At 37.3% G+C, this 13,479-nt stretch carries 15 protein-coding genes; 12 read left to right on the top strand and 3 right to left on the bottom strand.

The annotated features are described in order from the left end of the window. Window positions 1–24 precede the first annotated feature (24 nt). The 9 genes from BUB25_RS06005 (at window position 25) to BUB25_RS05960 (ending at window position 7,902) form a co-directional block, all read left to right on the top strand. On the top strand, window positions 25–591 hold the full coding sequence (locus BUB25_RS06005) for an anthranilate synthase component II (protein ID WP_072941686.1): 567 nt from the start codon (window positions 25–27) through the stop codon (window positions 589–591). 126 nt (window positions 592–717) lie between these two features. Beyond that, complete coding sequence (gene trpD, locus BUB25_RS06000) at window positions 718–1,710, top strand: anthranilate phosphoribosyltransferase (protein ID WP_072941683.1); 993 nt, start codon at window positions 718–720, stop codon at window positions 1,708–1,710. 36 nt (window positions 1,711–1,746) lie between these two features. Beyond that, window positions 1,747–2,115: a four helix bundle protein gene (locus tag BUB25_RS05995; RefSeq protein WP_072941680.1), complete on the top strand. Its 369-nt coding sequence runs from the start codon at window positions 1,747–1,749 to the stop codon at window positions 2,113–2,115. 59 nt (window positions 2,116–2,174) lie between these two features. Beyond that, window positions 2,175–2,954, top strand: coding sequence for an indole-3-glycerol phosphate synthase TrpC (trpC, locus tag BUB25_RS05990; RefSeq protein WP_072941676.1), 780 nt, complete (start codon window positions 2,175–2,177; stop codon window positions 2,952–2,954). Window positions 2,955–2,991: 37 nt separating this feature from the next. Further along, window positions 2,992–3,615, top strand: a complete 624-nt coding sequence (locus BUB25_RS05985; protein WP_072941674.1) for a phosphoribosylanthranilate isomerase — start codon at window positions 2,992–2,994, stop codon at window positions 3,613–3,615. 20 nt (window positions 3,616–3,635) lie between these two features. Next, window positions 3,636–4,817 carry a tryptophan synthase subunit beta gene (gene trpB, locus BUB25_RS05980; protein WP_072941671.1) on the top strand — a complete coding sequence of 394 codons (1,182 nt, stop codon included), beginning with the start codon at window positions 3,636–3,638 and terminating at the stop codon, window positions 4,815–4,817. A gap of 288 nt (window positions 4,818–5,105) precedes the next feature. Then, window positions 5,106–5,867 carry a tryptophan synthase subunit alpha gene (trpA, locus tag BUB25_RS05975; RefSeq protein ID WP_072942096.1) on the top strand — a complete coding sequence of 254 codons (762 nt, stop codon included), beginning with the start codon at window positions 5,106–5,108 and terminating at the stop codon, window positions 5,865–5,867. Window positions 5,868–6,623: 756 nt separating this feature from the next. Then, the gene (locus BUB25_RS05970) at window positions 6,624–6,851 is read left to right on the top strand and encodes a hypothetical protein (protein WP_072941668.1); all 228 of its coding nucleotides are present in this window, start codon (window positions 6,624–6,626) and stop codon (window positions 6,849–6,851) included. A 523-nt stretch (window positions 6,852–7,374) separates the two neighbouring features. Continuing rightward, window positions 7,375–7,902, top strand: coding sequence for a GNAT family N-acetyltransferase (locus tag BUB25_RS05960; protein WP_072941665.1), 528 nt, complete (start codon window positions 7,375–7,377; stop codon window positions 7,900–7,902). 106 nt (window positions 7,903–8,008) lie between these two features. On the opposite strand, the gene BUB25_RS05955 is transcribed toward BUB25_RS05960, so the two are convergent. Then, window positions 8,009–8,566, bottom strand: a complete 558-nt coding sequence (locus BUB25_RS05955; protein ID WP_072941662.1) for a DUF4494 domain-containing protein — start codon at window positions 8,564–8,566, stop codon at window positions 8,009–8,011. 271 nt (window positions 8,567–8,837) lie between these two features. Between BUB25_RS05955 and BUB25_RS05950 the strand changes: the two genes are divergently transcribed. After that, window positions 8,838–9,809 (top strand): bile acid:sodium symporter family protein, encoded by a 972-nt coding sequence (locus tag BUB25_RS05950; protein ID WP_072941659.1) that lies wholly within the window; start codon window positions 8,838–8,840, stop codon window positions 9,807–9,809. A gap of 78 nt (window positions 9,810–9,887) precedes the next feature. Here BUB25_RS05950 and BUB25_RS05945 read toward each other — a convergent pair whose 3' ends face one another. Further along, on the bottom strand, window positions 9,888–10,520 hold the full coding sequence (locus BUB25_RS05945) for a nitroreductase family protein (RefSeq protein WP_072941656.1): 633 nt from the start codon (window positions 10,518–10,520) through the stop codon (window positions 9,888–9,890). Between the two features lie 40 nt (window positions 10,521–10,560). Then, window positions 10,561–11,142, bottom strand: coding sequence for a TetR/AcrR family transcriptional regulator (locus tag BUB25_RS05940; protein ID WP_072941636.1), 582 nt, complete (start codon window positions 11,140–11,142; stop codon window positions 10,561–10,563). 384 nt (window positions 11,143–11,526) lie between these two features. Between BUB25_RS05940 and BUB25_RS05935 the strand changes: the two genes are divergently transcribed. Both BUB25_RS05935 and BUB25_RS05930 read left to right on the top strand, forming a co-directional pair. After that, complete coding sequence (locus BUB25_RS05935) at window positions 11,527–12,153, top strand: TetR/AcrR family transcriptional regulator (protein WP_072942094.1); 627 nt, start codon at window positions 11,527–11,529, stop codon at window positions 12,151–12,153. Further along, entirely contained in the window at window positions 12,143–13,474 is a 1,332-nt protein-coding gene (locus BUB25_RS05930; protein ID WP_072941634.1) for a TolC family protein, read from the top strand. The genes BUB25_RS05935 and BUB25_RS05930 overlap by 11 nt, the downstream gene beginning before the upstream one ends. Window positions 13,475–13,479 lie beyond the last annotated feature (5 nt).

Below are 13,479 nucleotides of genomic sequence, written 5' to 3'. Positions count from 1 at the left end.
AAGAAACAGACAAGACGAAAGATCATGAAAAAAATACTGGTTATAGACAATTACGATAGTTTCACTTATAATTTAGTGCATTATCTGGAAGATTTAAACTGCGAAGTGACTGTTTACAGAAACGACGAATTTGATATTGATGAAATAGCGGGTTTCGATAAAATCCTTCTTTCTCCAGGTCCCGGAATCCCTGATGAAGCAGGCTTATTGAAAGAAGTGATTCGCAAATACGCACCAACTAAAAGCATTCTTGGGGTTTGCCTAGGACAGCAGGCCATTGGCGAGGTTTTTGGAGGAACACTTTCTAATTTAGATAAAGTATATCACGGCGTGGCTACAATGGTAAAAACCGTAGTAAATGACGAACTTTTGTTTGAAGGATTAGGAAACGAGTTTGAAGTGGGTCGTTACCATTCCTGGGTGGTTGATACTAATTTGCCCGATGTTCTCGAAGCTACATCTTTCGACGAAAACGGCCAAGTAATGTCTTTAAGACACCGAACTTTTGATGTGCGTGGCGTACAATTTCATCCCGAAAGTGTTTTGACTCCAAACGGAAAAAGGATGTTGGAAAACTGGGTGAAGAGTTAGTGATCAGTTTTATGTATCCAGTGATCAGTCCCAGCAATCAGATGACAGAATTTAAACGATAATATTTAGTCATAATCTCGAAAGACTTTAAGACCTTCGACTTTGGACTTTAAGACAAATACTAAAATGAAAAACATACTAAACAGATTGATCAATCACGAAATGCTCTCCAAAGAAGAGGCCAAAAACGTATTGGTTAATATTTCCAACGGAAGTTACAACACAAGTCAAATTGCCTCTTTTCTTACCGTTTACATGATGCGAAGCATTAGTATCGACGAACTGGCCGGTTTTAGAGAAGCCTTATTGGATTTGTGCATTCGCATAGACTTATCAGCTTATAATACCATCGATTTGTGCGGAACCGGCGGCGATGGCAAAGACACTTTCAATATTTCTACATTAGCTTCATTTGTGGCAGCGGGTGCGGGAATAAAAATAGCCAAACACGGTAATTATGGTGTTTCTTCCATTTCCGGATCGAGTAATGTGATGGAAAAAATGGGAATCAAATTTACTAATGATCCCGATTTTTTGGAAAGAGCTATCGATAAGGCTGGTATTACTATTTTGCATGCGCCCTTATTTCATCCCGCGATGAAAAACGTGGGGCCAATTCGAAAAGAACTGGCAGTAAAAACTTTTTTCAATATGCTCGGGCCAATGGTCAATCCCTCTTTTCCTAAAAATCAATTGGTGGGTGTTTTCAATTTGGAAATGGCCAGAATGTACGCTTATTTGTATCAAAATACCGATGTGAATTTCACCATTCTGCATTCGCTTGATGGCTATGACGAAGTTTCATTGACCGGACCTACAAAGACGATTACCAGTTCAATGGAAGGAATGCTAAAACCGGAAGATTTTGGCGTCCGTCTTTTGTTGCAAAGCGAAATAGAAGGCGGGAAAACCATCGAAGAATCAGCTCAGATTTTTACCAATATCATTTCCGGTCAAGGAACCGAAGCCCAAAACAATGTGGTTTGTGCCAATGCAGCTATGGCGATTGCGACCGTTACCAAATGTACGCCACTGGAAGCTTTTGAATTGGCAAAAGAAAGTTTACTGTCCGGAAAAGGCCTGAAATCTTTGAAAACTTTACAAGAATTGAGTAAATAGAAATTGAAAATTAAATGATTTAAAAATTGAAAGATTATGACAAAGTCGTTTGAAGAATTTGAAGTTTATATAAAAGGAATTCAATTAGCTAAATTGGTCTTTAAATTATTAGAAAATAAAACTTTTGAAAAAGAATTTGGTTTTCAAAACCAAATAAAAAGAGCCGTTATTTCAATTACAAATAACATCGCCGAAGGATCAGAATATAATAGTAACAAACAGTTGATTAAATATTTAAAAATTTCAAAAGGAAGTTGTGCCGAAGTACGAAGTATGTTGATACTTTCAAGAGAACTTGGCTTTTGTGAACAAAGCCAAATTCAAGGAAGTTATGCTCTCAGTATTGAAATTTCGCAAAACCTTTCTAATTTCATAAAATATTTGAATTCGAAGAATCTGAAATAAGCGCAATCAAAAGTGAATTTTTCAATCTTTTAATTTTTTCAATCTTTTAATTAATAAAAATGAACATACTCGATAGAATTATAGTGGATAAAAAAAGAGAAGTCATTCTCAAGAAATCAATCATTCCCGTTTCACAATTGGAAGCTTCGGTTTTTTTCGAAAAGAAAAGCATTTCTTTAAGTCAGAATTTAAGAAACAGCACTTCAGGAATCATTGCCGAACACAAACGCCGTTCGCCTTCCAAAGCGGAAATCAATTACGGTTTTACGGTTGAAGAAGTCGTGAAAGGATATGAAAACGCTGGTGCCTGCGGAATTTCAGTTTTGACCGATGGGAAATATTTTGGCGGTTCTTTGGACGATTTGCTTTTGGCCAGAGCGACCGTAAATATTCCGTTATTGCGAAAAGAATTCATCGTGGATGAATACCAAATCCTGGAAGCCAAAGCTCACGGTGCCGATTTGATTTTACTAATCGCAGCAGTTTTGACCAGAGACGAAATCAAATCCTTATCCGAGTTTGCTAAAAATCTGGGATTGGAGGTTTTACTGGAAGTCCACAATCAGGAAGAATTGGAAAAATCAATCATGCCAACATTAGACATGATTGGCGTGAACAACCGAAACCTAAAAACTTTCGAAGTAAGTTTGGATTTCAGCAAACAATTGGCAGCGCAAATCCCAAATGAATTTGTGAAAGTTTCCGAAAGCGGAATTTCATCCATCGAGGCGATCAATGAATTAAAACCCTACGGCTACAAAGGGTTTCTTATTGGCGAAAACTTTATGAAAACGGCAAATGCCGGTCAGGCAGCAATGGAATTCATTAAGCAGTTATAAACCCTAACCAACCCTTTCAGGGTTAAATCTTAAAAACATGAAACTCAAAATCTGCGGCATGAAATATCCCGATAATATTCTCGAAGTAGGCGCCCTCCTACCCGATTATATGGGATTTATATTCTGGGAAAAATCGGCTCGTTATTTTGATGGAATTATTCCGGAATTACCCAAATCAATCAAGAAAGTGGGGGTTTTTGTAAATGCAACACAGCGCGAAATTCTTGAAAGAATAGTCCAACACGATTTGCAAGCCGTTCAATTACACGGACAAGAATCGGTAACATTTTGTCAGGATTTAAAAAGCACTGTAAACGAATCGATTGAAATCATCAAAGTGTTTTCGGTTGCTGATGATTTTAATTTTCGAGTTTTAAAACCATTTGAAGCCGTTTGCGATTATTTTCTTTTTGACACCAAAGGAAAATTACCCGGCGGCAACGGAACCACTTTTGACTGGAAAGTATTAGAAAACTATCCATCAAGCAAACCCTTCTTCCTAAGCGGAGGAATCGGAATTGATGAAATGGAAGTCGTAAATGAAATTTCGAAAACCAATTTACCCGTTTATTGCATTGATGTCAACAGTAAATTTGAAATCGAACCCGGATTAAAAAACATAAAATTATTATATAGTTTCACCAGCAACTTGAAACTTTAAACTTTAAAACTTTAAACAAAATGAGTTTTCACGTCAACGAAAAAGGCTATTACGGAGAATTTGGAGGAGCCTACATTCCTGAAATGTTATATCCAAATGTAGAAGAATTACGTCAAAATTATTTAAAAATAACGGCAGATCCCTCTTTTCAAGCTGAATTTGATGCCTTATTGCAAGATTATGTGGGACGCCCTACGCCGCTTTATTTTGCAGAGCGTTTATCCCAAAAATACAACGCCAAAATCTATCTGAAAAGAGAAGATTTATGCCATACCGGCGCACACAAGGTCAATAATACCATTGGACAAATTTTACTAGCCAAACGTTTGGGCAAAAAACGCATCATCGCCGAAACAGGCGCGGGTCAGCATGGCGTTGCCACAGCAACCGTTTGTGCCTTAATGGGCTTGGAATGCATCGTTTATATGGGAGAAATTGACATCCGTCGTCAGGCGCCAAATGTGGCGCGTATGAAAATGCTAGGAGCCGAAGTGCGTCCGGCACTTTCGGGCTCAAAAACCCTGAAAGACGCCACGAACGAAGCCATTCGCGACTGGATCAACAATCCCGTAGACACTTATTATATCATCGGATCGGTGGTTGGTCCACATCCTTATCCGGACATGGTAGCGCGTTTTCAGTCTGTAATTTCAAAGGAAATCAAAGCCCAATTATTGGAAAAAGAAGGACGTGAAAACCCGGATTATGTGATTGCCTGCGTAGGTGGAGGAAGCAATGCTGCCGGAGCTTATTACCATTTTCTGGACGAAAAAGACGTTAACATTATCGCTGTTGAAGCTGCCGGTCTGGGAGTAGATTCGGGCGAAAGTGCCGCTACCTCAGCCTTGGGTAAAGTAGGAATAATTCACGGAAGCAAAACCCTTTTGATGCAAACTCCAGATGGGCAAATCACCGAGCCTTATTCTATTTCGGCCGGATTGGATTATCCGGGTGTTGGGCCAATGCACGCGCATTTGTTCGCTTCGGGCAGAGCGCAGTTCATTTCGATTACGGATGCTCAGGCGATGAATTGGGGATTAGAATTATCCAAAATGGAAGGGATTATCCCGGCTATCGAAAGCGCCCATGCCTTTGCGGTTCTGGACGAAATGACATTCAATCCTGAAGATGTGGTGGTCATCAACCTTTCCGGTCGTGGCGACAAGGATTTGAATACCTATATTGATTATTTTAAATTATAGTTGAGCGTTCCCGCTGAAAAGCGGGCGGGCTATCTGCTATATCTTTTTTGCGCGGTCAAAAAAAGCCACACAAAAAAGGATGCCGCTTCAAACGAAGTTCACTGAACTCCAGTAAAAATAAGAGCATAGTGAAATAATCCCTAACGCAAATACACTAAAATACAACAGCTCTTGTCATTCCGACGAAGAAGGAATCTCATGATTTTAGCTGCTTTATGTGATTCCTCCTTCGTCGGAATGACAAAAAAAGAAATTGGAGAACTGACAACAAACATATACTTTACAATAATGAACCGAATAAATCAAAAATTACAAGAAACCAAAAAGATACTTTCTATCTATTTTTCAGCGGGATATCCTAAGCTCAACGATACGGTACAAATCATTCAGGATTTGGAGAAAAGCGGCATTGACATGATCGAAATCGGATTGCCGTTTAGCGATCCTTTGGCCGATGGACCTACCATTCAGGCAAGCTCAACCCAAGCCCTGCACAACGGAATGACTACCCAAGTTTTGTTTGACCAACTAAAAGACATTCGCAAAACGGTTTCCATTCCCTTGGTAATTATGGGTTATTTTAACCCGATGTTGCAATACGGCGTGGAGAATTTCTGCCAGAAATGCGCCGAAATTGGTATTGATGGTCTAATTATTCCGGATCTTCCGGTGGATGTGTATGCCGAGCAATACAAGGAAATTTTCGAAAAACACGGTATCATCAATGTCTTTTTGATTACGCCACAAACTGCTGACGAGCGCATCCGTTTTATTGACAGCGTATCGGATGGGTTTATTTATATGGTAAGTTCGGCTAGCGTTACGGGTTCCCAGTCTGGTTTTGGGAGCGCACAGCAAGCCTATTTCAAACGCATAGCCGACATGAATTTGAAAAACCCTCAAGTGATTGGATTTGGCATCAGCAACAAAGAAACCTTCAATCAAGCCACTCAATTTGCCAAAGGCGCCATCATAGGAAGTGCTTTTATCACGCATCTTACCGAAAACGGAACGGCAAAAATCGAGGAATTTGTAAAAGCGATTCGATAAATAAATCATTTTTTATAATATCAAACGGCGTTTAAAGTGCATTTAAACGCCGTTTTTTATGTCCCTACTTTATAAAATGCTAAAATGATTTGTAAGGTTATTTTCATATATTAGCAAAACCAAAAAAGACGACCATTGTCAGACAAAGCGACCTAATTTAAGGATGATAAGTCTGACATCGTCAGACCTATATACAAGTTGTGGGAGAGTTTCACAGCCAATTCGTTCCGAATTGACGCTTTCGTTTTTAATCAAAAATTAAAGTAGAAGCTTGAAAAACACAACGGAGAAAGAACGACGAATTTGGAAATTGGAATCTGCCAAACTTACACAGAGTCTGAAACGTAATTTTGAGAACGAGATTTTGCAGAAACGTGAAAACTAAATCTGCCAAACTTACGCTGATATTCGAAATTGGATTTGGTAAAGCAGAAAAGTGAATCTGTCGCTATTTTGCAGAAACAGGAAAATAAAACTTAAAACTGAACCGCCTAAAGCGGAATATAGAAACCGAAAATAATGCTCTAAAAACGAATAAATATGAAAACCTGAGAAATAGCAAAAATTACGCATAAATTTAGTCAAACCTAATGTTAACCTTATGGATTGAAGAGTTATAAACTTGAAATTAGACTTTCAAAATATTAAATTAAGCATTTGATTAAGATGAAGAAAAATATAGACTATTCTTAAAGTAAAATATTTAAACTAACTTTACTTGTATTTAAAGAAAGTCAAACTACATAATTAAAGATTATGAAAGACTACAATGAACCTAGCGAAGAAACTAAAAATAAGTGGGAAAATGACCCAAAAAACTGGATTTGGGGAATGTTTTATTATAATCCGAAAGACAAAAGATCTTATGTTCCAAGAAAAATTAAAGAATTTGGATGGCATTCTAATTATGCAGATCCGAACAACATTATAATAATAGCAATAATGGTTGCAATAATATTAGTTTTAATTAAGCATGCCAAATAACAAACCCCGCGCTAGCGCGAGCGTCCCGCTCGTGAACACAAACAAAAACAAATAGTCCTAAATTGGAAATAGGTACGAGCGTGACGCTCGCACCAGCAATAAGAGCCGGTTTAGTTGAAAAGGCTTCACACTATATTTATTCCAGCGCAAGTAATTACATAAACGATTCCGGATTATTAAAAATAGAAAAAGCAGATAATCCTAATACTTACTATTTTAGATTCGAATGCTTTTGTAAAATACAATCAGCAATGAAATAGTACAAAAGTCAGAGACTTTTATGACACTAACTAATTTAAACAAAAGCTGAAAATTACGCAAAGTCAGAGACGTTTGCGCAGCATATGCAACAAACACTTCGGAAAGCAAATCAATTTCCTGAACCTGTTATTAAAACAAAATCCCGCTACCAAAGCTGTTTTTCTAAAAAATAAATACATTCTACAATACGGACTGGGCAAAATTTAAAGTTTGTTTTGTACTTTTAAAACATACTCATTTACTGAAAACTTAAATTGCAATAATGAATTATCATTTTAGAAAAGCGGAACTATCTGACATAAGTCCAATATGGGAAATCTTACAACAAGCGATACAACGCAGAAAAGAAGACGGGAGCAATCAATGGCAAGACGGTTATCCAAATCCAGAAGTCGTACAAAAAGATATTGAAAAAGGAGAAGGATTTGTTTTGACAGACGGAGAAACTATCATCGGTTACAGTGCGGTACTAATCAATGACGAACCTGTATATGCGAAAATTGAAGGAAACTGGTTAACGAATGATGATTTTGTTGTCATGCATCGCGTAGCCGTTTCTGAAAATTATTTGGGTAAAGGACTGGCGAAATTGATGCTAAAATACATAGAAGATTTTGCGCTAAGCAACAACATTTACAGTGTAAAAGCAGATACTAATTTTGACAATATCGCCATGATGAAAATTTTTGAAAAATTAGGTTATAGCTATTGTGGCGAAGTATATTTTAGAGGAAGTCCCAGAAAAGCATACGAAAAAGTCTTAGCAAAACAGGACCAATTGAAATTGTGAAAGACTTAGGATTACCATTAAAAAACCGCAAATTCACAGATAAAAATAGTTAGCGACTGTTTCTATACTTTGCGAATTTGCGGTGTTTTTTTGAGAACAACTTATCTTAAACTGCAGTTTCTTCTTCTGGAGCCGTTTCAAATTCCATATGATCAACAATTTCCGCAGCCACTTCCGGTTTAGAAGCTTTAAGCGCATTGAATCTTTCCAATTGTTCCAAAGCGCCTTCTTCACCACTGAAATAAGGAAAAACATCCATAATAGGCGATTCTGAAATCGCAGGAATAGAATAGTCGCCCATCGTATTTTTCATTACATGAATGGTATTGTCATAAGCTTCTTTAACGTCATTGGCCTGGATCAATAAATACATATTGGTCTTGCGTTCCTTACCGCTTTCTTCGTCATAAGCCACTAGAGACACTTTCGATTTAAACCAACGATCCGCGTTTTCAAAAGGGTGAATCTCGGCATAATTAGCCACTTTGATATTGGTGATTTTAAACTCTTCACTAACATAAGCTGCCATTTCTTCATTGATTCTCTTTTCGGCTTCGGTATAGGAAATCGCGTCTACCAAATAAGGTTCGGTAGTCACTTTTTGTCCGCCGGTTTCGTCCGTTTTTCTATATTTTACTTTGCATTCGTACCAAATTGCGCTCATCTCTATTTTTTTTTAAGGATGGCAAAGATAGATTTTAACGGAAAATAAATCCACAATTGCTAAAATAGATATTCACAATTTCAAATGAATGCCAGCCTCTTTTCACTCTTATTCTGTCGCTTCCGCATTGAAAAATTCAGTCCCAGATTTAAAATCCAAAAACCAAATCGCCAAACAACAATCAAAAACCCGCAATCTTTTATCGTTGTTCAATAAGTTAGTATCTTTGCGCCTCATTGAATAATTCTACACCACTTAACCCTCCGCAATATTGAAAATAAAAATTGATCCATTCGTTCTTTCGATACTTATTGTCGTGCTGCTGGCCTATCTTTTTCCGGAATTTGGCGGCGAATCCGGTCCGCTTCCTCTGGCTACTATTGGAAGCATTGGAATCTCATTGATCTTCTTTTTCTATGGTCTTAAATTGAGTCCCGAAAAAATGAAATCCGGATTGAAAAACTGGAAATTGCACCTGCTGGTTCAAACTTGTACTTTTTTGGTTTTTCCGCTGCTTGTATTGTGTTTTTATCCCTTGATTCATACTGAGGATGACCGAAATATATGGCTGGCTTTTTTGTTCTTGGCTTCGCTTCCTTCCACCGTTTCTTCTTCGGTGGTAATGGTGTCCATTGCCCGGGGAAATATTCCATCGGCTATTTTCAACGCCAGTATTTCCGGCTTATTAGGAATTATTATAACCCCGCTTTGGTTGGGTTTGTTTCTTAATGCTGCGGCAACCAATTACGATTTGGGTGATATTTACGGCAAATTGCTTTTGGAAGTTTTGGCACCGGTAATCTTAGGGCTTCTTTTGCACCGCTATTGGGGCAAATTTGCCCAAGAATACAACCGCTATCTTACTTTATTTGACAAAACAATCATCCTGTTAATCATCTATAAAAGCTTTTGCACTTCCTTTGAAGAAAAGGTGTTTAGCAGTATAAACGGAGTCGATTTGTTTGTGATAGGTACAGCTATTCTAGCGCTATTTTATTTGGTTTACTTCCTTACGGGATTCTTTAGTCATCAACTTGGTTTCAGCACCGAGGATAAAATTACGGCTCAATTTTGCGGTACCAAAAAGTCATTGGTTCACGGAACAGTATTTGCCAAAATCCTGTTTCAGGGCTCCGCCTCAATGGGAATTATTTTATTGCCACTGATGCTTTTTCATTCTTTCCAAATTTTCGCAATTAGCTTTATCGCCACCCGACTGGCCCGAAGAAAAGAAGATTCATAATCCTTAAAAAATTAAAATAAAAAAACAGCCACTTCAAAAAGAAGGGCTGTTGATGGGATTTAATTGCTACAATCGGGATTAGTCAATAATGGTAACCAAATCCTCTTTGCTTTTTCTGACTTTTTTTAAATTCACTAACCAGTCTTTATCAGCATCTCTATAGCCTAACGGAAGGATCACACAACTTCTAAGTCCTTTTTCTCTTAAATTTAAAATTTCGTCCAGCGCATCGGCATCAAAACCTTCGATTGGCGTACTGTCAACGCCTTCAAAAGCGGCTGCGGCAATCGCTTGCGAAAAAGCAATATAAGCCTGTCTGGCTGCATGCTGAAAGTTTACTTCGGCATCCTTTTGAGGATAATTGTTTAATAACATTTGGCGGTAATTTTCCCAGCCTTCGTTTTTAAAACCACGAACTTCATTGGTAAGGTCAAACATTTTATTGATGCGTTCTGCTGTGTAAGTATCCCAAGCGGCAAAAACCAATAAATGCGAACAGTCAGTAATTACCGATTGGTTCCAACCGATAGCTCTAATTTTCTCCTTGATCTCCTGATTGGTGATCACCATTATTTCAAAAGGTTGCAAACCGCTGGAAGTAGGCGCCAATGAAGCTGCTTCAATGATCGAATCAATTTTTTCCTGGCTTACTTTCTCACCATTCATCGCCTTAGCGGCATAACGCCATCTCAATTTATCTAATAATTCCATTTTAATTGTGTTTATCTATTATTATTATTTATTCTAAAATTTATCCAACTTTTATACTGTCCCAAGCCGCTTGAAACGCTTTTTGCTGTAGCTTTTCATCTAAATGACAAAGTCCCTTGCAATTCATATTCATCAAAAAATCCATGGGATAGATCGTAAAAGCGTACAGCAAATAAGGAGACATGTTTTTTATTATGCCTTGCTGTATTCCTTGGGCCCATAAATCAAAAAGAGGCGTCAAGTGTTGCAATCCTTGTTGCCTTGTTACCTCATCGATCATAGGTGTATTATCACATTGCGACAAGAAAGAAGCTTCCTCTTTTTGGTCCAATTTAAATTTGGCCATATTGAACCAGATTTGCTCAAAATTTACTTTTACAGGCTGGCTTGGGTCGTATTCCTTAAAAGCCGCTTGCGCAAAAGAAGTTTTGACATCCAGATACAACTGATTGACTAAATCCTGCTTGCTTTCAAAAAACAGATAGATAGTAGCCGGCGAGACATTGGCAATTTTGGCCACCTTAGCCATAGAAGCGCCTTGAATTCCGCCATTGTTCATCAAACTTAAAGTAGCTTTTAACAAGGCGGTCCGTTTGTCAATACTTTTTTGAAGTTGGGCCATATTCTATTTATTTAAGACTGCAAAGGTAAATCAAAAAAAAGAATGAACGTTCATAAATTTTACACAATTAGGATTTATTTAATAAAAATCAAGCCCGATCAAAAAATCAAATTCATTTTAAATTAACAGAAAAGGAGCGAATTCGATCTGAAGGCTATCCTACACAATAATTTGTTAAACCAAGAGTTATAACAACTAAACCTCAAAATAAGGCCGCAATCAAAAAACCCCAACCGATACAACAACAAGCACATAGATTCCATTTAACCGAACAAATTTCAAATCACAAGTAGATTTTAAAATGTTAAAAATATGTTAAAAATAAATTAAACAGCTGTTTAATTTAAACACTTGTTTAATTTTGTTTTAACAAAAAGTCTTCCATTGAAAACTCATTTTAACGATAAGCAAATCAAAATTCTCGAAGTGGCCGAAACGCTTTTTTCGGAAAAAGGTTTTGATGGCACCTCGATAAGAAACATCTCCAAAGAAGCGAAAATAAACATCGCGATGGTTTCCTATTATTTTGGATCCAAGGAACGTTTATTGGAATCGTTGATTATTTACAGAACTTCGGACTTAAAGTCACAATTGGATCATCTTATTCAAGCGGAACTAGAGCCTATTGAAAAAATCAACAAACTAATTGAACTCTATATCAATCGCATCAACTGCAATAAGGGAATTTACAGAATCATCCATTTCGAATTTACTTCTAAAAAAAGAAGTTTAAATCACCAGGTTTTTTCAGAACTTAAAAAAGGAAATCTCAAATCATTGGAAGCCATAATTGTCGAAGGCCAAACCAAAGGTGTTTTTAGAAAAGACATTATTATTCCGCTAATCACCCCTACTATTTTAGGCACTTTCTTTCATTTTCACATGAATAAGAGTTTTTACGAAAACTTATTAAACCTGAAAACGGAAGATTCATACAATAATTACATCAAAACAAATCTTACAAAGCACATTCAACAAACAATAAAAGCACTTCTGATATATGAAAGTTAGTCAAATACTGTTCTTTGGAATCTTCTTCATAGGAATTTCATCCACTGAAGCCCAAGAGAGAACCAGTTTTTCTTTGGAGGAAGCCATCCATATGGCTTGGACCAAAAGCAATGAGGTTTCCTTGGCAAACACCAAAGTGAACACCAAGAAATACGAATTACAATCGGTAAAAAACAATCAGTATCCTGATTTTAAAATTTCAGGCCAATACCAACGATTGACAAGTGCTTCGATCAATTTACAAGCAAATAATGGAAGCAGTTCAAGTACTGGTCCGCTTCCTGTTGTAGATCAACTAATGATTGGACAAGTCAATGCCAATCTTCCAATTTTTGCCGGTTTTAAAATACAAAACAGCATCAAGGTTCACGACAATCTCTATCAGGCCGAAACAGCCCAATCGTTGCAAACCAAAGAAGATGTTGCGCTGAAAGTGGTGAATTATTATGCGAGCTTGTATAAATCACAAAAAACGGTACAACTCCTAAAAGAAAATCAAAAAAGTGCACAGCAACGTGTCAATGATTTCATTGAATTAGAAAAAAACGGCATTATCCCTCGAAATGATTTACTCAAATCCCAGTTGCAGCTGTCCAAAATACAATTGTCGCTTGACGAGGCTAATAACAATCTGAACACTGTCAATTTTTATCTAACCACGCTGCTGAAATTACCTGCTGAAACAAAATTAGAAGTTCGCGAAAGTGATTTTATCGATTTCAGAATGGATAATATCCCCACAGACGAGCAGCCGGCACTTCAAAACCGTAAGGATCTTGAAGCCATTCGATTTCAAGAAAAAGCAAGCCTTGCCAACATAAAAATGGCTCGAAGCGCCTATTATCCTTCTATAGCACTCATTGGCGGCTATACCGCCTTAGATTTAAAGAATGTAATCACGGTGGAAAACGCAATGAATTTTGGAGTGGGAATTTCTTATGATTTGAGTTCTATATTAAAGAACGGAACTATGGTCAAACTGGCTCAAAGTAAAGCATTAGAAGTTCACAACGCTCAAGAAATACTTACGGACTATATCAAAATACAGGTTCAAAAAGCCATAGAAGATTACGAATTGGCGTTGAAACAAAGTGTAGTTTACGGTCAGGCGGTAGAACAATCGACTGAGAATTACAGAATCGTAAAAGACAAATACGAAAATGGTTTATCAGACACCAATGACTTGCTGGAGGCCGATGTAGAACAATTGAACGCTACGATCAATAAAGCTTTGGCAAAAGCCAATGTAATCCAAAAATACTACGAGTTGCTTTCGGTAACGGGACAATTATCACAATCTTTCAATCTTTCAAAAATATAATCATT

The organism is Flavobacterium granuli, from assembly GCF_900129705.1.
GTDB lineage: Bacteria > Bacteroidota > Bacteroidia > Flavobacteriales > Flavobacteriaceae > Flavobacterium > Flavobacterium granuli.
The sequence above is the reverse complement of the archived record's forward strand: the minus strand, read 5'-3'. Positions and strand labels throughout refer to the sequence as shown.